The organism is Constantimarinum furrinae (assembly GCF_014295415.1).
Taxonomy (GTDB): domain Bacteria; phylum Bacteroidota; class Bacteroidia; order Flavobacteriales; family Flavobacteriaceae; genus Constantimarinum; species Constantimarinum furrinae.
Map to the genome: position 1 here is coordinate 368,154 of NZ_CP052909.1, position 19,035 is coordinate 387,188.

Here is a 19,035-nt window from a genome sequence, read left to right on the forward strand (position 1 = left end):
GATCCTATAAATTTCGTACGGCTTCTTTGAATTGTCGCCCCCGGTCTTCGTAGTTCTTAAACAGATCGAAACTTGCACAGGCCGGGGAGAGCAACACACTGTCGCCACGTTGTGAAAGTTTATACGCTACATTTACGGCATCCTGCATAGACTGTGTTTCTACCATGATATCCACTACATTTCCGAAGGCTTTAATGATCTTTTCGGAATGTACCCCTAAGCACACGATCGCTTTTACCTTCTCATTTACCAATGGAAGCAAGTCGCCGTAATCATTCCCTTTGTCAACCCCGCCAACGATCCACACTGTTGGAGTCTCCATACTATCCAAAGCATAAAATGTGGCATTTACATTGGTTGCTTTCGAATCGTTGATATACATGACATTATTGATCTTGAGCACCTTTTCGAGTCGGTGTTCAACCCCCTGAAAACTTTCAAGGCATTCACGAATGGTCGCTTTTCTTATCTTCAATAAGGTCGCAACTGTTGTGGCAGCCATGGCGTTCTTCTGATTGTGTTTTCCTTGTAATCCTAAACTTGCAATTGGCATAGTGAGATTTTTATTATTGATTGTTAGTATTATTTCTTCGTTATTGATATATGCGCCTTTTTCTAACTTTTTTGTATTAGAAAAAGGCAATAATTGAGATCTAATTGGATGTTTTTCAAGCCATTCTACCAGTACTTCATCGTCGGCATCGTATATGAAATAATCATCTTCTTTCTGGTTCATTGCTATCCGGAATTTAGAAGCGATATACTTCTGAAAATCATTGTCATACCTGTCCAAATGATCCGGTGAAAGGTTTGTAAGAACTGCGATATGTGGTGCAAATGATTTTATTCCGTCCAGCTGAAAACTGCTTAGCTCAAGAACAAATTGATCAAAATCATCTTCGGCTACCTGTTTTGCAAAGCTCTTCCCAATATTACCTGCAAGACCCACGTTTAATCCGCCTCGTTCCAACAATGCATAGGTTAAGGTGGCTGTAGTGGTCTTTCCGTTACTCCCGGTAATACCTACGATCATAGCTTCGGTAAATTGCGAAGCGAATTCGATCTCAGAAACCACGTTTATTCCTGCTTTTTCCAGCTTGACAACAATTGGAGCGGTATCGGGAATCCCGGGACTCTTCATCACAGTATCTGCCGATAATATTTTTTTTTCCGAATGACCGTCTTCTTCCCATTCGATCTCATGATGTAAAAGAACTTGTTTGTATGTTTCCTTAATCTTTCCGAAGTCCGATACAAACACTTCGAACCCCTTTTTTACGCCCAAAATAGCCGTTCCCACACCACTTTCTCCTGCACCTAAAATGACCAATCGTTTACCCATCTTATCCGTTTCTCATCTATCGTATTTTGAGTGTTACTATCGTTAAAATGGCTAGAAAAATTCCGACGATCCAAAATCGTGTAACGATCTTACTTTCGTGAAATCCTTTCACCTGATAGTGATGATGAAGGGGTGACATTCTGAAAATGCGTCGTCCTTCACCAAATTTCTTTTTGGTGTATTTAAACCAACTTACCTGCATGACTACCGAGAGGTTTTCCATTAAGAAAATTCCACAGAGAATTGGGATCAACCATTCTTTCCTGATGGCAATAGCGATCACCGCAATGATCCCGCCTATGGTTAAACTTCCGGTATCTCCCATAAAAACTTGTGCCGGAAAGGCATTGTACCAAAGGAATCCGATGAGCGCTCCAACAAAAGCCGTAATAAAAATTGTGAGTTCCCCCGTATTAGGGATATACATGATGTTGAGATAATCGGAAAAAACCACATTCCCCGATACCCAGGCAAAAATGGCGAGCGTTATAGCGACTATGGCCGAACTTCCGGCTGCCAGACCATCAATTCCATCGGTGAGATTCGCTCCATTGGATACTGCGGTGATTATAAATATTACAATAGGAATAAAAATGATCCAGGCATATTTGTTATAACCTTCTCCGGCCCAGCTTATCAGATTTTCATAATTGAACTCATTCTTTTTAACAAAGGGTATGGTGGTAAGTAATGTTTTTTCTTCAGGATAAAATTCCTTGGGGGAGTGTTGAGTGATCTGTTCAGTACTGTTCACCGGATTTATCTTTTCTCTTTTCACTGTAATATCGGGATGAAAAAACATGGTTACTCCAACGATGATCCCTAGTCCAACCTGCCCAACCACCTTATATCGTCCTGCCAATCCTTCCTTGTCATTTTTGAATTTCTTAATGTAATCGTCTATAAACCCTATGGCTCCCATCCAGACGGTGGTGACCAATAACAGTATGACATATATATTCTCCAGTTTAGCGAATAACAGCACCGGAATTACAGTCGCCAGTATGATAATGATTCCCCCCATAGTAGGTGTTCCCGCCTTTTCGTTCTGACCGTCCAACCCGAGATCTCTTACCGTTTCACCAACCTGTTTTTTCTGAAGATAACGGATGATCTTTTTTCCATAGACTGTGGCAATAAAAAGGGACAATATAACCGCCATTGCCGCCCTGAAGGTTATAAACTGAAAAAGACCTGCCCCGGGCATCTGATATGTATTCTCTAAATATTCGAATAAATAATAAAGCATAGTCTATTTATTTAGGGCTTTTAATAGTTCCTGCACAATCTTAAAATCATCAAACTCGAAGCGTTCTCCTTGTATCTCCTGATAGGTCTCATGCCCCTTTCCTGCAATAAGGATGATGTCGCGTTCTTCTGCCAATTGACATGCAGTTTTAATAGCCTGTTTTCTTTCGGTAATGGACAGGGTTTTCTTAAAATGTTCGGCGCCAACTCCTGCTTCTATCTGGGCAATGATCTTTTCGGGATCCTCATTTCTGGGGTTGTCACTTGTAAAAATGACCTTAGTACTCAGCGATGCTGCGATATTGCCCATTTTTGGACGTTTTGTTACGTCCCTGTCTCCACCACAACCCACCACCGTAATAAGGGATTCGTTTCCGGTACGGATCGAATTGATGGTTTCCAAAACATTCTTTAAAGCATCAGGGGTATGCGCATAATCCACAATAGCTGTGATATTCTTTTCAGAAATCAAATGCTGAAACCTTCCATCTACACTTTCCAAAGTGCTCATCAACTGAAGGATCTCAATGGTTTCAAGTCCTAGCAATTCGGCCGTAGCGTAAATCGCCAGTAAATTATAGGCATTAAATGCACCAATAAGCCTCACCCATAGTTCGTTATTGTTTATTTTCAGTAAGAGTCCGTTAAACTGATTTTCCAATATCTGCGCCCGATAATCGGCATGCGATTTAAGAGCATAGGTATAGCTATAGGCCGCTGTATTCTGAAGCATCACCGGACCGTTTTTATCATCGGCATTAACCAGGGCAAAAGCCGTTTTGGGCAACCGATCGAAAAATAATTTCTTTACATCACGGTATTCTTTAAAGTCCTTATGGTAGTCCAGATGATCATGAGAGAGGTTTGTAAAAATTCCCCCTTTAAAGGAAAGACCTTCCGTTCTCTTTTGATGAATTCCGTGAGAACTCACCTCCATAAAACAAAATTCAACACCCGCATCGACCATTTTTCGCAGGTATTCATTGATGGTGATAGAATCGGGCGTGGTGTGTGTTGCTTTAAATTCTTTTTTCCCAACAAGTATTTTTACCGTGGAAAGCAAACCTACTTCATATCCGGCTTTTGTAAACAGGTCGTATAACAGCGTTGAGACCGTTGTTTTTCCATTCGTTCCGGTAACTCCTATCAGTTTAAGGTCTTCGGAAGGGTTTCCGAAGTAATTTGAAGCCATCATCGCAAGCGCCTGATGGGAATCTTCTACCTGAACATAGGTGATCCCGTTGATTGTTTCGGAAGGGATCTCCTCACAAACAATGGCAATAGCGCCCTTATCAGCTGCCATTTTTATAAACGAATGCCCGTCTGAAACAGTTCCGCGGATCGCGACAAAAACATCATCCAATCCTATCTTTCTGGAATCGAAATCGATATTTCTAATAGCCACAGCTGTATTGCCTATCACCTTATCGATAGTCACCTTATACAATATGTCCCGTAATAATATCAATTTAAATTAAGTGTTATTTGCATACCCTTTTTTAATGCTTCACCGGCATCTACCGACTGACTTTTAACTGTACCATTCCCGGCAACTTCAACTTTTAACCCCAGGTTTTCTAGCAAAGAGACAGCGTCCATTCCAGCCATTCCGGCAACATTGGGCACCTTACTAAAATTCTTTTGTATTCTGTTGTAGTAATTTTCGAAGTCAGTATCTAAAACCTCATCGGTTTCTTCAATATTGTCAACTTCTGCAATTCTCGGAGAATCGGTATAGATCTTTTGTGCAATTCTTTTAAAGACCGGCCCCGTTACATCGGCACCGTAGTATCCCTTTTTCGTACTGGGTTTATGGATCACTACGATACAGGAATATTTTGGGTTATATGCCGGGAAATATCCGGCAAAAGAAGAGATGTATTTCCTGTCTTCATCCCATCCGTCAAGCCAATATTCTGTTCGGGCAGTTCCTGTTTTTCCGGCCATCGAAAAGTGTTCTGAATACAAACTCTGACCCGTTCCCCGCTTTACAATGTTCAGAAGTATATCCTGAATTTTCTTTAAGGTTTCTATCGAACATATCCTATCTTCAATCACTTCACTATTAAAGGTCTCTACAGGTTGACTATATGCCCTGACCTCTTTTATAAATCTCGGTTTAACCAAAATTCCGTTATTGGCAATGGCATTGTAAAATGTCAAAGTCTGTAAAGGTGTAAGACTTAGATTGTATCCGTAGGCCATGGATGGCAAAGCGTTCTTACTCCATTTGGTGTGTCCCGGTTCTGGAATCATAGGAGTTCCTTCACCTTTTATTCGAATACCGGTTTTCTTATCAAGATGCCAGGACTTCAATCTGTCGGTAAATTTTTTAGGATCCTTGGCGTAGTGGTCATCAATAATAGTTGCAATTCCAATATTGGAAGAGACTTCCAATACTCTCGCAGCAGATATTTCTCCATAACCCCCTCGCTTGCTGTCATTAATATTCCTACCATAGAAACGTTTAGTACCCTGCTTAGTGTCTACCACTGTCGATGTATCGATCACCTTATCCTCCAAGGCAGCCATTAATGCCATTACTTTAAATGTAGAACCCGGCTCATGAGATTCTCCTACGGCATAGTTCAGTTTTTCGTAATACGTTCCCGAATTGGTACGCCCTAAATTGGAGACTGCCTTTATCTCTCCTGTAGAAACCTCCATAACGATCACCGATCCGTGTTCGGCCTCGTAATATTCCATCTGTTTTAGTAAGGCGTGATGTGCAATATCCTGTATGTTCACATCGATGGTCGAAATAATATCGTAACCGTCCTGTGGTTCTATCTCATTCTCATCATATACCGGCTTCCATTGTCCTTTGGCGATCTTTTGTTTTAATCGAGTACCTTGTTTTCCACGTAAATATTTATCAAAAGCTCCCTCAATTCCAACTTCATATGTTCCCGGCTGATCCCGACGTTCGTTACCAACCAATCGCTCTCCAATCTTGCCCATAGGATGTTCTCTCACAGTGCGCTGCACTACAATGATCCCACCTTTATACGGCCCGAGTCTGAAGAGCGGAAATGATTTTATCTTCTTATAATCTGAGTAACCAAGATTTTTAGCGACCAGCAAATACCTGTTCTTATTGGACCGGGCTTTTCTGAAAAGGCTTTGGTAATGCGAGGCCGGTTTCCCTAATAGTTTACTCAACTCTTTAGACAAGGGAACCAGATTTTCTTTAAAATTTGCCGAGGAAACCGTTACGGCATCAAAGCGGATATCGTATTTAGGCACCGAGGTTGCTAGCAAACTACCATCATCGGCATATACATTACCCCTGTTGGCAGGAATGGTAAAGTTTCTGGTAGTGTTCTTCTCTGCCAGATCACGATATTGCTCACCCTCTACAAACTGAATGTTAATCAGTTTCACGGTAATTGCTATCGCGATGACGAACATACATCCGGCGATCAAATACAAGCGGTTCAATATGTTCTTCTCTCCTGCTGGCACCGCGCTACTTTTTATTGGTTATTTTAATTTTTTGAGGCGGTTCTACCGAGGGTTGTAACCCACGTCGCGCCATGGCAGCTATAATCTTGGTTTCTAATTTAGATTGCATCACCTTCATTCGCACATCCACATATTCACTTTTTAGCTCCTTTACATCGTTGTTAAGTTGAGCGATCTTATGCACTTTTTTATCGGCACTGTGCGAGCTTGCGATCATGATAAGCGCCAAGAATGAAAGAAAGACAATGAATCTCCAGTTCTTTAAAGCGTCGTCGCTTACCAAGAACTTTCCCTTTATGAGATTATAGAAATTCTTCTTCATAGTTTTTCTGCAATTCGAAGTTTTGCGCTTCGGGCACGATTATTATTCCTTATTTCTTCTTCGGAAGGAACTATAAACTTTCCCACCGGCTTAAATGGCACGTCAACTCTTCCGAAAACATCTTTTTCGGGCTCCCCTTCAAAAAGGCCGTTGCGCATAAACCGCTTTACCAATCGATCTTCCAGTGAATGATAGGAAATAAGACTTAGCCTTCCTCCGGGTTTTAAAACTTCATTCGTCTGAATTAAAAATTCTTTCAGAGCTTCCAACTCCTGATTTACTTCTATGCGAATCGCCTGATAGATCTGAGCCAGGATCTTGTTTTCTTTATGCTTCGGAAGAAATCTTCCTAAGGTATTTTTAAGTTGCTCTCCGGATCGAATCTCCCCGTTCTTTCGCGCTTCTACAATTACCCGGGCCATTCCGGCAGCAGACCGCAACTCACCGTACTGAAAAAGCACCGACCGCAGTCGCTTTTCCTCGTAGTGGTTTACCACATCGAACGCCGAAAAGGATTCATCCTGATTCATTCGCATATCCAGATCTGCATCAAACCGCGTTGAAAAGCCGCGTTCGGGTATATCGAACTGATGAGAGGAAACACCAAAATCACCTAAAATTCCATCGACCTGAGTGAAGCCATGAAATCGAAGAAAGCGCCTGAGAAACCTAAAGTTTTCGTTAATCAATAAAAACCGAGAATCGTCGATAGCATTTTCAAGCGCATCTTTATCCTGATCGAAAGCGATCAATTTTCCTTTTTCACCTAAGCGTTTCAAAATTTCTCTGGAGTGTCCGCCGCCCCCAAAAGTCACATCCACATAAACACCGTCGGGCGCTACGGCCAGACCGTCTACAGTTTCGGTTAACAGTACCGGATTATGATATTCCATTAGCAGCATCGCTTGTATCACCCATAACTTCTTCGGCCAGATCTGCAAAATCACTTGCGGCATCATCAATGGCCTGTTCATAATTTTTCTTATCCCAGATCTCAACGATATTGATCGCAGAAGAGATCACCAACTCTTTTTGAATTCCAGCAAACGAGGCAAGGTCCTTGGGAATGTTTAACCGCCCTGAAGCATCCAATTCCACCGTACGCACCCCTGCAGTAAACCGACGAATAAAATCATTGTTCTTACGATTAAACCTGTTGAGCTTGCTCATTTTCTCCATCAACAGTTCCCACTCCTGCATAGGATACATCTCCAGACAAGGCTGAAATACAGCTCGCTTTAAAACAAAGCTTTGAGATGCCACTGGCGCCAGCTGTTTCTTAAGATCGGCCGGAACCATTACACGCCCTTTTACATCTGCTTTACACTCGTATGTTCCTATTAAATTGAGCACCAATGGGTTCTAATTAGAAAAATATTATCCCAAATATATAGAACTTTTACCACTTTTTACCACTTTTTACCACATTGTTGATAAGTTTTGACATGTCGATGATCCTGAAACAATTAGCGGTCACTTTTATGCTGTGATGACCGCTTATAATCGCACCATTTTTTTAAATCGTGTTTCGTTAAAATTTGTGTACTTTTGCCTTTGTTAACTGCATTAACCAGAATGACCAATAATCTTAAGAAAGAAGGAAAATTTACGTATCTCGAACTAGGTCAGGGTACCCCTATCATAGTGTTGCACGGACTCATGGGTGGCCTGAGTAATTTTGATGGGGTTTCGGATTATTTTCCAGAAAAGGGCTATAAAATCCTTATTCCTGAACTTCCCATTTACTCCATGTCACTCTTAAACACGAACGTGAAGAATTTCGCGAAATATGTATCGGCGTTTATTGATCATATTGGAGAAAAGCAAGTGATTCTTCTTGGTAATTCTTTAGGAGGACACATTGGTCTTCTATGCACAAAAATGTATCCTGAAAAGATCAAGGCCCTTATCATTACAGGAAGCTCGGGGCTATACGAAAGTGCCATGGGAGAAAGTTATCCCAAGCGCGGTGATCGGGACTATATTCAGAAGAAGGCAGAAAATGTTTTTTACGATCCAAAAGTTGCCACCAAAGAGATCGTTGATGAAGTATATGCCACGGTAAATGACCGCAACAAACTAATTCGCACACTGGCAATTGCCAAAAGTGCCATCCGTCATAATATGGCAAAAGATCTGCCACATATGCATACCCCTACCTGTATAATTTGGGGCGAAAATGACACGGTAACTCCGCCAGAGGTAGCCAAAGAGTTTCATGAGCTGTTACCCGATTCAGATATCTTCTGGATCGAAAAATGTGGTCATGCTGCCATGATGGAACATCCCAATGAATTCAATATCCTTCTCAATAACTGGCTTCAGAAAAGAGGATTTTAAAAACCCAACATGCAAATCAAATCGGCAGAATTTGTAATGAGCAACAGTGAAGTTGCCAAATGCCCGAAAAACCGTCTTCCTGAATACGCGTTTATCGGCCGATCTAATGTTGGAAAATCTTCCCTTATCAATATGCTGATGCAGCGAAAAAATCTTGCAAAAACAAGCGGACGTCCGGGGAAAACACAACTCATCAATCATTTTATAGTCAATCAAAATTGGTATCTGGTCGATTTGCCCGGTTATGGATATGCACGGGTATCTAAATCGTCTAAGAAAACCTTTCAGAAGTTTATCACAAATTATTTTGAAAAACGGCAACAGCTTGTACTCGCCTTTGTACTTATCGATTGCAGACACGAACCGCAACCTATAGATTTGGAGTTTATGCAGTGGCTGGGTGAAAATCAGATTCCATTTGCGATGATATTTACCAAGGCCGACAAATTAAAACCAAATGCGCTGGAGCGGAATATTGAAGATTACAAGACTAAAATGCTGGAAACCTGGGAAGAAATTCCACCGTATTTTGCGACATCTTCCAGTAAGGGTACCGGTAGGGATGAGGTGCTTCAGTACATTGATGCTATCAATGAAGAAATAAGCGGGAACCTTTAAAGGTCCAGGCTTTTTTAAATTCTACTACTCTCGTTTTAATTCGAGCTTTTCAGCGAAGTAATCGCAAAAATCCTTCATAGTCGCACTCATCTTTTCATCATTTGTAGCCCGTTGAAAAGTATCGGCCATCGCACTTAAGGTTTGATGAAAAAATATCTTCATTTCATCCAGCGGCATGTCTTTGGTCCAGAGATCAATTCGCAGGGATTCTTTATTATTATGATCCCATACGCTTAAAAAAATGGCCTTAGCTTCTTCCATATCCACCCCACCATCTTTTGCAGACCATCTTAATTTTTCAGGAATTTTATTTTCGTCCAATACTACATTGATCGTTATATCTGAAGTAAGTTTTGCCATTATTTTTTCGGTTTGTATTTAGATTTTGTAAAAATTTCTTCGGTACTGGCGATCATAAGCTGATCGAAGGTAACATCATTGTTTTCCATATAGGATTTCACGATCTGCCACCCCAGAAACCTACCTGCCATTCCGGGAGATTCATTATCGATCTCCAGATAGAATTTTGAGAAAGGCGCCGGGTTGATAAAACGTGGAGGTAGTTTCGCATCGGTGCTATACAATAATTCATTTTCTATGAAATAACGCCACATATCGGCCTCATTGTCGTGTACCCACTGCATTTCCTCCTCCGTATACCCAATTTTATGCGCATCAGAAGTTTCGGGAAGCCAGAGGTCCTTAATATATAATTCCTTTCCGAAATAGATCATTTGAGCCAGAAGTGACCGTTGTCGCGGAGGAGAAATTAATCTTTTGGCATATGTGGCTGCTACATCTTGTACAATCTGATCTTCCTTCATATTCTTGGAAATATAAAGATGGATATCCTCATAGAAATAATGATCACTTCCCAGATAATTATCAAGGGAAATTACCAGGGTCTTGTTGGCCAGGATCACTTTATTTCTGTAATCTACATCAGATGTGGTGGTCACGATTTGTGGCGGACTAAAAGACGAAACATAGTATTTTATATGCCTAAAAAGGGCTTCCAATTCTTCCTCCAGAGGTTCATTTTCCGGAAACTTCTTAAGTACTTCTGCTTCCAATTGTTTCTGAAGGGTATCCTGCATTTTTTGTCGCCAGATGCTGTCTGGATATTGTTCAGGAAAAAATACGGGAAATTCACTTTTTAATTTGGGTAGCTCATCAACCGAAGCTTCAGCAAAGATCTTGTCGAACCGAATAATAGAAATATCCATAGGTATCGCTTCTATTTGTTTTTCGGTTTCCGATTTGGTTTCACAGGAAACAACAAAAAGCACGGCAAACGTCAACACTATATATTTCATAGGAAATGTAACTAGACTCTTCTTAAACGTCATTGCTTTTTATTAATTTTACTTTAGTGTACTTTTGTGGTGCAAAGGTATTTTTTTTAGTTCAAAATCGAGCCTTCCTGATCGCGAGTTTTACGAATATTAAATTATTGATAGCTAACACCCATGCAGACCGAAAAAGTTATAGACCATATAGTAAACTGGCTTAAAAATTATGCCATCAACGCCCGTATGGACGGATTTGTTCTGGGAATTAGCGGAGGAATAGACTCTGCTGTCACCTCATCGCTTTGCGCTAAGACCGGTTTACCAACTTTATGCGTGGAACTTCCTATTCATCAGGCGGAAAGTCAGGTGTCTCGCGCCGAAGAACACATAGCTCAACTTAAAAAACGTTTTGCCAACGTTAGTGACGTTCGGGTAGATCTTACCCCGGTCTTCGAATCCTTTAGAGCTCAAACACCAGAAACCATGGATGAAACCTATCTCGACCTGAGTCTGGCCAATACCCGTGCGCGACTGAGAATGACTACGCTATATTACTTTGCCGGATTGCACAAATATCTGGTAGCGGGAACAGGAAATAAGGTAGAAGATTTTGGTGTAGGTTTTTTTACCAAATACGGAGATGGAGGTGTAGACCTGAGTCCTATCGCAGATCTTTTGAAAAGTGAGGTCTATGAAATTGGACGTCTTTTGAAAGTTCCCGATTCCATTATGGTGGCCGCACCAACCGACGGACTTTTTGGTGACAGCCGTACCGATGAAGACCAGATTGGAGCGAGTTATGACGAGTTGGAATGGGCGATGAAAATGCAGGCTGCGGGAATGAAAAATTCCGATTTTAACGGACGCGAAAAACAGGTGTTCGATATCTATATGAGACTCAATAAGGCCAATCAACACAAAATGGTACCCATTCCGGTTTGTGAAATCCCTCCGAATTTAAAAAATTAACGGCATTTAACGAGTATTCGTGACGTTCAACGAAATTAATCTCAAAGACCTCAACTTTTTTTTAGTTTTGATTTGTAGTATTTATATTACAAAACCTCACACTTACAGCAATGGCGTTGTTTTAAGTGTCTTTACATACTAAAGACTAATAAAATATGAAAAGTATATTTATTGCAGATCATCATCCTGTGACGCGAAAGGGGATCGCTTGTATGCTGAAAAAGAACAGCAATTTCACCATAATAGGCAAGGCAAATAACGGAGACGAACTCTACAAATCCTTAGAGGATAACAGACCCGATATCCTCATTATGGAGATCGACATGCCACATATTAACGGTATAAATGCACTGCGAAGTATTAAAACTGAATTTCCCGAAATGCGTGTGCTGATCTTTTCAACGCATCCTGAAGAAATATACGCGCTGCGTTCCATTAAATCTGGCGCTGCCGGATATGTTCCAAAAACAGCGTCAACCAAGGTATTTTTAAAAGCGCTTAAGCAAATAGCCAAAGGAGGGATCTTCCTCAACGAAGAACTTACTTCTACCTTCACCAGCCGTAATGTTGGTGAAACCAGCGCGATTAGCCGGTACAAAAAATTATCTTCAAGAGAGATCGAAGTGTTAAATCTTCTTTCAAGTGGCAAACGCAATAAAGATATCGCCAACGCTTTAAATATTAACGAAAAAACGGTGAGCACCTATAAGACCCGTTTGCTTAAAAAACTGAAAGTGGATAATCTGGCCGATCTCATTCATCAGTCCAGAATGTTTCAGTTTGGGTAAACTACAATACTCGGTTTAATTTTTCTGAAAGTACCTTTTTCAATGTTATATAATCTACAATATCCTGTAGGTTATTTTGGTTTTCAGTATTTTCCTGCTCCTTTACCTCTTTTGAAAGCTCATCGATCTTTTTTGCGACCAAATGGCGTCTCAGGTTTAATATAGTTTCACTTACCATTTGAGCAATGGTCACTTTCTTATCCTTTACAAAAATGTCCTTTCCATCCCAGTCGTGCAACTGATACTTTTCTTCTTCCATTAAAATATGAGTCACTGCCGTTGCCTTTTCAGGCTTTAACTGATTCACAAAGGTATCTAACTGAAGTCCCTGTTCCTGATTCAAGGTATTGATGATCTCATAATACAACTCCTTAAACTCGTCGTTTGCAAATTCAATTTCATCCTCCTGCAAGTCAAGGAAAATCTTTTCAAAGACTCTGGATTTAACCACTTCCGGTTTAAACGCTATCTCTCCTTTTTCGTCTGCTTCCAAGATAAGATCTTCAAAGTCTTCTTCTACATTTCCGTATAAAAGTAATAATTCGATGATCTTTCGTTCCAATTCAAACTGAACATCAACCTTTTTTACTGCTTGTTTTTCCGGAGTAAAAACCTCAAGCCCCATAGGTTTGGGCAGCTTTTTTCCTGCATCCCGTTTATCCTTTTGAAGGAGTTGCGCCAGCGTATTGAACAATACCTCTTCCGAGATATCCATTATGCGAGAACATTCCTGTATGTAAACTTCTCGCTTTATTACATCGGGGATCTTCGAAATGCTCACGACCATATCCCTGATGGTATCTGCTTTTTTTACAGGATCACTTTTCGCTTCCGAAGCTAATAATGAAGCCTTAAAATTGACAAAATCTCTTGCATTCTCTTCAAGATAGACACTTAGGTCTTCCAGGGAATTGGCTTTGGCAAAACTATCCGGATCTTCTCCCTCGGGGAACGTACAGATCTTTACGTTCATCCCCTGTTCCAAAATAAGATCCACACCGCGAAGCGAAGCTCTCAATCCGGCCGCGTCTCCATCAAAAAGTAAGGTAATGTTCTTAGTGAGTCGGTTAATTAACCTTATTTGATCTGCCGTTAAGGCGGTTCCGGAAGATGAAACCACGTTCTTTATTCCGGTTTGATGAAACTGGATCACATCGGTATAACCCTCAACCAGATAACAATTATCCTCTTTAGCAATACTCTGCTTGGCGTGATAAATTCCGTACAACACCTTACTCTTGTGATAAATATCACTTTCGGGTGAATTGAGATACTTTGCTGCTCTTTTATCACTGGTTAGGATTCGTCCTCCAAATCCGAGTGTTCGTCCGCTTAGACTTAAAATAGGAAACATGACCCGGCCCTTAAAGCGGTCGAATTGCTTTTCTTCCTTAACTATGGTGAGCCCTGTTTTTTCAAGAAATTCGAGTTTATAGCCTTGCTTTATGGCATGCCCGGTAAAAGCATCCCAACGGTCCGGCGAAAACCCTAATTCGAATGTTTTTATAGTTTCGTCGGTAAAACCGCGTTCCTTGAAATAACTTAATCCGATCGCTTTACCTTCTTCCGTCTTGCGTAAGGAGTTATGGAAAAAATCCTTGGCAAATTCACTTACTAAATAAAGACTTTCCCTTTCGTTGGCCTGCTCCTTTTCTTCATTGGATTGCTGGGTCTCCTCTACTTCTATACCGTACTTTTTCGCAAGGTATTTTATGGCTTCGGGATAGGTAAAATGTTCGTGCTCCATTAAAAATGCAACCACATTTCCTCCCTTTCCGCTGGAAAAATCCTTCCAGATCTGTTTTACGGGTGATACCATAAAACTCGGAGTACGTTCATCGCTAAACGGACTCAATCCTTTGTAATTACTTCCCGATTTCTTCAGCAAAACAAAATCACCAATCACCTCCTCTACACGAGCAGATTCGAACACATTGTCTATGGTGGTTTTAGAGATCACGATTATAATTTATACTTATTCTATTCCTCGGAATTAAATTTCTAAGAAATTACAATTTGACTTTGCCTCACAATTTACTGAATATTCCAATAAATCACAGGGCATTTCGAGAATGTAAATTTACATTGAATATCTGCTTTTATTAAGAAATTATAGCAACAAAAAAGGTTCCTTTTTAGGGGAACCTTGTCTCGCTTTGGAATTTGGCTGAATATGCTATGAAGGCTTTATAAAAAGTGTTTTTCTGTTTACGGCCAATTTTTCCTTTTTACGTTTTTTATACATGAGTGTTAGCACGATAATCAATACAATGGTAATTATTCTGAATACATTGGAGTACACCCCTCCCAGGGCGTTCTCTCCGGCCGAGAACAGTTCCCAGAACAGATTCATAAACAGGTGCAGAAAAACCGGCACCCAGATATTATAATTCCACTCGGTATATACCCAAGCAAATAATACGGCACCTAAAAAGGTCGTTAGAAAGATGCCAATTAGGGTTGTCGGGTCCTGACTTTGATAGAGATGGATAAAAGCGAACAACAACGCTCCAAATAGAATGGATGGTATAAATCCCACTTTTGTGTATCGAAATACCAGCCCATATAGAAAACCTCTAAAATACAGTTCTTCAAAAAAGGCCGCGGCAATGACGGAGACCAAGATCGTATTAAGATTAATTTCAGTATTAAATTCAAAAACTAAGGCAAAACCTATTAACATTGGAGCGGTACACACTAGAGAAAACAGCAATGCCTTAAGTAATGATCTGTTTAAACCGAGCGCATCGAAACTATTTCTTACCCCTCTTAGAAGCATTGTGCCGACCAATAAAGGAATTCCTACTATGCTGTATGCCAGAATATGACTGATGCCAAACTGATCTAATCCTTGGTTAATAGCCGTTCTTATAGTTTTAAAATACAACTCATCTACGATAAAATAGATAATAAATGCAACAGCAACACCCAGCACTATTTTTACTGAACTTTTCATTTTTTTCAACATATTAATCCATATCGAATCTTAGGCCCAAAGAAATGTTTCGCTGCTCCACGCTGTTATTCTCAAAGATGGGACTAAGATCGTATTTTACATATACTGCCGTATCTCTCCAGCCCAGATAAGCGCTCAATCCATAGACAAATGTATTGGTATTGAAGTTCCCTTTTTGCTTTTCTTTGATATCCTGTCCGTCAACTTCATACTTCAGTTTTTGACGTGCTCCCAGATTAACACCGGCAAAACCTCCCAGCCCTAACTTAATTTGATTATGCGTAGAATACCGAAAATAATCATCTTTTTCTATCTTTTTCGAGGGTCCGATCTCAAAATGAACAGGAATTACGAGGTTATCCATGCGAAATTTAGATTTTTCAAGATCGATGGGGTATTCTTCCAGCAGGGTCATTCCATCATCATCGACAAAGACCATATTATTCTTTGGTTTCAACCCGTTAAACTGAAAAGAGAATCCATACTTAACACGCAGCCAGTTGGTCTCTTTAAAGACCCGTGTTTTCCAGGCCCAACCAATTTCTGCGAAGCGACTGCCCCCAAGTTTATAGACATCATCTCCAAGTTCCCCGTCGACGAGTACATTGTTAAACCCTACGGCTAATACAAAATCGGATGTAGTGCGTTTGTCATATTTAGGTTTGCGGTTACCGTTCCCAATATAAATGAGCGATTTATCATCGTCCCCTGTTCCAATTTGCAGTACGACTCGATCCTCGTCTTCCTCAGCAAGTTCCTCACCATTCCGTTCTAATAAGGCGATCTTATTATCTATAATAGCAAGTCTGTTTTCTATATTCAGCGCACGCTTTTCGGCAGCCAACTGCTTACGGTTTTCGGCTTCAGCAGAGGTGACGGCGCCGTTTTCCATCATGGCATTGATGTTCTCTACTTCAACTTTTAGTGCCTCTTTTTCTTCGGTGACCACCTTTTCCTTTACGGCTTCCAGTAGTTCAATTTTTCCTTTAACTTCGGTTTCCTGAGCCTGACCATAGGATACAGCCAGCACCCACATCACTATAGTGATGACATACATACTTAGTTTCATAGTGTTCGTGATTTTTACCGCTTTTGACGGTGTGATTGATGAATATTAATTGTTGCGTTCAGTAACGGCGGTTCGTATTTTCTGAAAGCTCTCGCCCAAGGCGTCAAAGACCTTATCTCTGAAACTACGGTCCAGTTCCGTTTCCACATCCATAAGCAGGGCTGCAGCATCTACTTTGTTGGTATTGCGGTTTAAAATTTGTTGTGTTTTAATCTCACGTTGCGCCTCGGCCAGCAGCGCATCGATATCTTCGGCGGTAATGCTCGCATTCTCCTGCTGCATAGCATTTACCTTTGCCAGTACCTCATCAACTTTACTGTTAATATAGGTAGCTTCACTAAATTGGATCGCTTCATTTATTGACGCTTCCTTTTTCTGTGGGGTGTCATTCTCTGCGATCAATTTGGTTTTATCTTCTTTTTGAGAATTATTTTGAGTGACCATGAGGTCCCTTTTATTCTGAATTACTTTGGTTTCAGTCTTCGTATTTGCTTTTTCCTTTTCTTCGTAAGGGGTATTCTCTACGGCGAGCTCTTCAGTGATAAGAGGCATTTCAACGAGCTCCGGACTGTTGTTTTCATTTACTTCTTCGGAAGGATTATCTTCCAGCACCAACGCTTCCGAAGCACGTTCCGAAGGAGAAAAGACCAGTGATCCTATCACTAATAAAGCTGCAATACTCGCCGCAACAGCATACCAGAGTGTGATCGATCTTTCTTTCTTTTTTGGTTCGCCCAAACGCCCTGAAAGTTTTTCCCAGGCCTTGGCTGAAGGTTGTAGCTCCCGCTCCTGCAGCTTCACTCTAATATTATCTTCAAATTTAATGGGTGCCATAACTAATTTTATTTTCGTTAGTAACTAAGGACTGAAGCATTTTACGGGCTTTAAACAACTGAGATTTAGAGGTACTTTCACTTATCTGCAGCAATTCGCCTATTTCACTATGTTTATAACCTTCTACCGCATAAAGCACAAAAACTGTTTTATAACCGTCCGGCAGCCGGTCCATAAGCTTTTGTATCTCATTCACTTCCAGCGCTGTTTCAATATAAGCCACATGCTCCACCGAATTATCGATCGCAGCTTCATCCTTAAAATGGATTTTCTTTTCGCTTCTTAAATAAGTGATCGATTCGTTAACCATGATACGCCTGATCCATCCTTCGAAACTTCCTTCAGATTTAAACGAATCCAGATGCGTAAACACTTTTAGGAATCCGTTGAGCATCACTTCTTCGGCAACATCATTGCTCTTTACATACTGTCTGCATACACTCAGCATTTTTGGTGAGAATAGTTCGAACATCTCATGCTGCGCCTTTCGGTTTCCTTTACGGACCTTCTTAATAAGTGAGACGTAGTTTTTATGTAATGATATTACTTTCAACGAATTTTTTTTTTTTAAGATCGCTTCTATTACCATAGACGAGGAATAATTGAAAAAGGTTGCCTGAAGGTAAAAAATTATTGGGAGACAGGAATTAGGGATTAGGGATTAGGGGTTAGGGAGTCTTAAGCAAATATTTTAAGAACACACTGCTCACTGCCTACTGCCTACTGAATACTACTTCTTCCTGTCGATCACATAATTCACCATAAGTTCAAGAGAATCTTTATATGGTGATGACGGATAGGGTTTCAATAATTCCAGAGCCTGTTCTCTATAGGATTTCATCTGCTCCACCGCATAGTCAAGACCTCCGGATGATTTTACAAAGGCTATCACTTCTTTTACCCGCTTTTTATCCTTGTTGTGATTCTTTACCGAATTGATAAGCCAACGCCTGTCTTTTTCCGATGTATTATTCAAGGCATAAATTAGAGGCAGGGTCATTTTCTGTTCCTTGATATCGATCCCGGTGGGTTTTCCTATTTGTTCACTGCCATAGTCGAAAAGGTCGTCCTTGATCTGAAATGCCATCCCAATTAGCTCTCCAAATTTTCGCATGGTTTCAACTTCGGCCTCAGAAGCATTTACAGAGCGGGCCCCCATAGCACAACAGGCTGCGATAAGGGTTGCCGTTTTTTTTCGGATGATCTCAAAATAAACTGCTTCGGTGATATCGAGACTTCTGGCCTTTTCAATTTGCAACAATTCCCCTTCGCTCATTTCACGTACGGCAACGGAGATGATCTTCAGCAGATCGAAGTCATTATTATCAATAGAAAGCAACAACCCTTTAGACAAGAGGTAATCCCCTACCAAAACTGCAATCTTGTTTTTCCAAAGCGCATTTATACTGAAGAACCCGCGGCGACGATTACTGTCGTCCACGACATCATCATGTACCAGGGTGGCGGTATGGATAAGCTCGATCACTGAAGCGCCCCTGTAAGTCCTGTCGTTCACCTCACCGTGATTGGTCATTTTGGCAATAAGAAATACGAACATGGGTCGCATTTGTTTGCCTTTGCGATTTACAACATAGTGGGTGATCCTGTTCAGTAAAGAAACTTTGGAAGACATGGAAATGGAAAACTTCTTTTCAAAAAGTTCCATCTCGTAATCGATGGGGAGTTTTATTTGTGAAACGATCTTCATCTGTAGGTCAAAAATACACTAATTATAAAAATCCTCATTCATCTCCCTACAGAATAAAAAAAGCGCAGTGGAATAGGTATTCCC

Annotated in this window: 19 protein-coding genes; 4 read left to right on the top strand and 15 right to left on the bottom strand. The window is 40.7% G+C overall.

Features of this window, described 5'->3' with window-relative positions; all coding sequences use genetic code 11:
- Nucleotides 1–4: 4 nt before the first annotated feature.
- Genes murD through mraZ form a run of 7 tightly spaced genes read right to left on the bottom strand, consistent with a single transcriptional unit; the run spans nucleotide 5 to nucleotide 7,730 of the window.
- Nucleotides 5–1,342, bottom strand: a complete 1,338-nt coding sequence (gene murD, locus ALE3EI_RS01765) for a UDP-N-acetylmuramoyl-L-alanine--D-glutamate ligase (RefSeq protein WP_186990230.1) — start codon at nucleotides 1,340–1,342, stop codon at nucleotides 5–7.
- A 16-nt stretch (nucleotides 1,343–1,358) separates the two neighbouring features.
- Nucleotides 1,359–2,591: a phospho-N-acetylmuramoyl-pentapeptide-transferase gene (gene mraY, locus ALE3EI_RS01770; RefSeq protein WP_186990232.1), complete on the bottom strand. Its 1,233-nt coding sequence runs from the start codon at nucleotides 2,589–2,591 to the stop codon at nucleotides 1,359–1,361.
- A gap of 3 nt (nucleotides 2,592–2,594) precedes the next feature.
- Entirely contained in the window at nucleotides 2,595–4,058 is a 1,464-nt protein-coding gene (locus ALE3EI_RS01775) for a UDP-N-acetylmuramoyl-L-alanyl-D-glutamate--2,6-diaminopimelate ligase (RefSeq protein WP_186990235.1), read from the bottom strand.
- Nucleotides 4,055–6,055, bottom strand: a complete 2,001-nt coding sequence (locus tag ALE3EI_RS01780; RefSeq protein ID WP_186990237.1) for a penicillin-binding protein — start codon at nucleotides 6,053–6,055, stop codon at nucleotides 4,055–4,057. Before ALE3EI_RS01780 ends, ALE3EI_RS01775 begins: the two co-directional genes overlap by 4 nt.
- A 4-nt stretch (nucleotides 6,056–6,059) precedes the next feature.
- The gene (locus tag ALE3EI_RS01785) at nucleotides 6,060–6,377 is read right to left on the bottom strand and encodes an FtsL-like putative cell division protein (RefSeq protein ID WP_186990239.1); all 318 of its coding nucleotides are present in this window, start codon (nucleotides 6,375–6,377) and stop codon (nucleotides 6,060–6,062) included.
- A complete protein-coding gene (gene rsmH, locus ALE3EI_RS01790) occupies nucleotides 6,374–7,270 on the bottom strand; it encodes a 16S rRNA (cytosine(1402)-N(4))-methyltransferase RsmH (RefSeq protein WP_186992257.1) in 897 nt (298 codons plus the stop codon). Before rsmH ends, ALE3EI_RS01785 begins: the two co-directional genes overlap by 4 nt.
- Nucleotides 7,257–7,730: a division/cell wall cluster transcriptional repressor MraZ gene (gene mraZ, locus ALE3EI_RS01795; RefSeq protein ID WP_186990241.1), complete on the bottom strand. Its 474-nt coding sequence runs from the start codon at nucleotides 7,728–7,730 to the stop codon at nucleotides 7,257–7,259. Before mraZ ends, rsmH begins: the two co-directional genes overlap by 14 nt.
- Before the next feature lie 222 nt (nucleotides 7,731–7,952).
- Between mraZ and ALE3EI_RS01800 the strand changes: the two genes are divergently transcribed.
- Together ALE3EI_RS01800 and yihA are read left to right on the top strand one after the other, a co-directional pair.
- Complete coding sequence (locus ALE3EI_RS01800) at nucleotides 7,953–8,717, top strand: alpha/beta fold hydrolase (protein ID WP_186990243.1); 765 nt, start codon at nucleotides 7,953–7,955, stop codon at nucleotides 8,715–8,717.
- A gap of 9 nt (nucleotides 8,718–8,726) precedes the next feature.
- Nucleotides 8,727–9,335 carry a ribosome biogenesis GTP-binding protein YihA/YsxC gene (yihA, locus tag ALE3EI_RS01805; RefSeq protein WP_186990245.1) on the top strand — a complete coding sequence of 203 codons (609 nt, stop codon included), beginning with the start codon at nucleotides 8,727–8,729 and terminating at the stop codon, nucleotides 9,333–9,335.
- Between the two features lie 24 nt (nucleotides 9,336–9,359).
- On the opposite strand, the gene gldC is transcribed toward yihA, so the two are convergent.
- Together gldC and gldB are read right to left on the bottom strand one after the other, a co-directional pair.
- Entirely contained in the window at nucleotides 9,360–9,695 is a 336-nt protein-coding gene (gene gldC / locus ALE3EI_RS01810) for a gliding motility protein GldC (protein WP_186990247.1), read from the bottom strand.
- Nucleotides 9,695–10,651 (bottom strand): gliding motility lipoprotein GldB, encoded by a 957-nt coding sequence (gene gldB / locus ALE3EI_RS01815; protein WP_186992259.1) that lies wholly within the window; start codon nucleotides 10,649–10,651, stop codon nucleotides 9,695–9,697. Before gldB ends, gldC begins: the two co-directional genes overlap by 1 nt.
- A 153-nt stretch (nucleotides 10,652–10,804) precedes the next feature.
- On the opposite strand from gldB, the gene nadE reads away from it, so the two are divergent.
- Both nadE and ALE3EI_RS01825 read left to right on the top strand, forming a co-directional pair.
- Nucleotides 10,805–11,596 (top strand): NAD(+) synthase, encoded by a 792-nt coding sequence (nadE, locus tag ALE3EI_RS01820; protein WP_186990249.1) that lies wholly within the window; start codon nucleotides 10,805–10,807, stop codon nucleotides 11,594–11,596.
- A gap of 155 nt (nucleotides 11,597–11,751) precedes the next feature.
- Nucleotides 11,752–12,384, top strand: a complete 633-nt coding sequence (locus ALE3EI_RS01825) for a response regulator (RefSeq protein WP_186990251.1) — start codon at nucleotides 11,752–11,754, stop codon at nucleotides 12,382–12,384.
- Nucleotide 12,385: 1 nt separating this feature from the next.
- On the opposite strand, the gene dnaG is transcribed toward ALE3EI_RS01825, so the two are convergent.
- The 6 genes from dnaG to ALE3EI_RS01855 form a co-directional block, all read right to left on the bottom strand.
- Complete coding sequence (gene dnaG, locus ALE3EI_RS01830) at nucleotides 12,386–14,344, bottom strand: DNA primase (RefSeq protein ID WP_186990253.1); 1,959 nt, start codon at nucleotides 14,342–14,344, stop codon at nucleotides 12,386–12,388.
- A 216-nt stretch (nucleotides 14,345–14,560) separates the two neighbouring features.
- Nucleotides 14,561–15,340, bottom strand: coding sequence for a CPBP family intramembrane glutamic endopeptidase (locus ALE3EI_RS01835; protein ID WP_186990255.1), 780 nt, complete (start codon nucleotides 15,338–15,340; stop codon nucleotides 14,561–14,563).
- Between the two features lie 13 nt (nucleotides 15,341–15,353).
- Nucleotides 15,354–16,409, bottom strand: coding sequence for a hypothetical protein (locus ALE3EI_RS01840; protein ID WP_186990257.1), 1,056 nt, complete (start codon nucleotides 16,407–16,409; stop codon nucleotides 15,354–15,356).
- 45 nt (nucleotides 16,410–16,454) lie between these two features.
- The gene (locus tag ALE3EI_RS01845) at nucleotides 16,455–17,243 is read right to left on the bottom strand and encodes a hypothetical protein (RefSeq protein ID WP_186990259.1); all 789 of its coding nucleotides are present in this window, start codon (nucleotides 17,241–17,243) and stop codon (nucleotides 16,455–16,457) included.
- Nucleotides 17,230–17,796 (bottom strand): RNA polymerase sigma factor, encoded by a 567-nt coding sequence (locus tag ALE3EI_RS01850; RefSeq protein ID WP_186990261.1) that lies wholly within the window; start codon nucleotides 17,794–17,796, stop codon nucleotides 17,230–17,232. The genes ALE3EI_RS01845 and ALE3EI_RS01850 overlap by 14 nt, the downstream gene beginning before the upstream one ends.
- Before the next feature lie 177 nt (nucleotides 17,797–17,973).
- Entirely contained in the window at nucleotides 17,974–18,951 is a 978-nt protein-coding gene (locus ALE3EI_RS01855) for a polyprenyl synthetase family protein (RefSeq protein ID WP_186990263.1), read from the bottom strand.
- Nucleotides 18,952–19,035: the final 84 nt, after the last annotated feature.

What these genes read in the sequence shown, in the direction of transcription:
- ALE3EI_RS01855 (WP_186990263.1), bottom strand. Translation starts at nt 18,951, where the DNA reads ATGAAGATCGTTTCACAAATAAAACTCCCCATCGATTACGAGATGGAA.
- ALE3EI_RS01800 (WP_186990243.1), top strand. Translation starts at nt 7,953, where the DNA reads ATGACCAATAATCTTAAGAAAGAAGGAAAATTTACGTATCTCGAACTA.
- gldB (WP_186992259.1), bottom strand. Translation starts at nt 10,651, where the DNA reads ATGAAATATATAGTGTTGACGTTTGCCGTGCTTTTTGTTGTTTCCTGT.
- ALE3EI_RS01785 (WP_186990239.1), bottom strand. Translation starts at nt 6,377, where the DNA reads ATGAAGAAGAATTTCTATAATCTCATAAAGGGAAAGTTCTTGGTAAGC.
- ALE3EI_RS01835 (WP_186990255.1), bottom strand. Translation starts at nt 15,340, where the DNA reads ATGAAAAGTTCAGTAAAAATAGTGCTGGGTGTTGCTGTTGCATTTATT.
- mraY (WP_186990232.1), bottom strand. Translation starts at nt 2,591, where the DNA reads ATGCTTTATTATTTATTCGAATATTTAGAGAATACATATCAGATGCCC.
- ALE3EI_RS01840 (WP_186990257.1), bottom strand. Translation starts at nt 16,409, where the DNA reads ATGAAACTAAGTATGTATGTCATCACTATAGTGATGTGGGTGCTGGCT.
- nadE (WP_186990249.1), top strand. Translation starts at nt 10,805, where the DNA reads ATGCAGACCGAAAAAGTTATAGACCATATAGTAAACTGGCTTAAAAAT.
- gldC (WP_186990247.1), bottom strand. Translation starts at nt 9,695, where the DNA reads ATGGCAAAACTTACTTCAGATATAACGATCAATGTAGTATTGGACGAA.
- ALE3EI_RS01825 (WP_186990251.1), top strand. Translation starts at nt 11,752, where the DNA reads ATGAAAAGTATATTTATTGCAGATCATCATCCTGTGACGCGAAAGGGG.
- murD (WP_186990230.1), bottom strand. Translation starts at nt 1,342, where the DNA reads ATGGGTAAACGATTGGTCATTTTAGGTGCAGGAGAAAGTGGTGTGGGA.
- ALE3EI_RS01845 (WP_186990259.1), bottom strand. Translation starts at nt 17,243, where the DNA reads ATGGCACCCATTAAATTTGAAGATAATATTAGAGTGAAGCTGCAGGAG.
- yihA (WP_186990245.1), top strand. Translation starts at nt 8,727, where the DNA reads ATGCAAATCAAATCGGCAGAATTTGTAATGAGCAACAGTGAAGTTGCC.
- rsmH (WP_186992257.1), bottom strand. Translation starts at nt 7,270, where the DNA reads ATGGAATATCATAATCCGGTACTGTTAACCGAAACTGTAGACGGTCTG.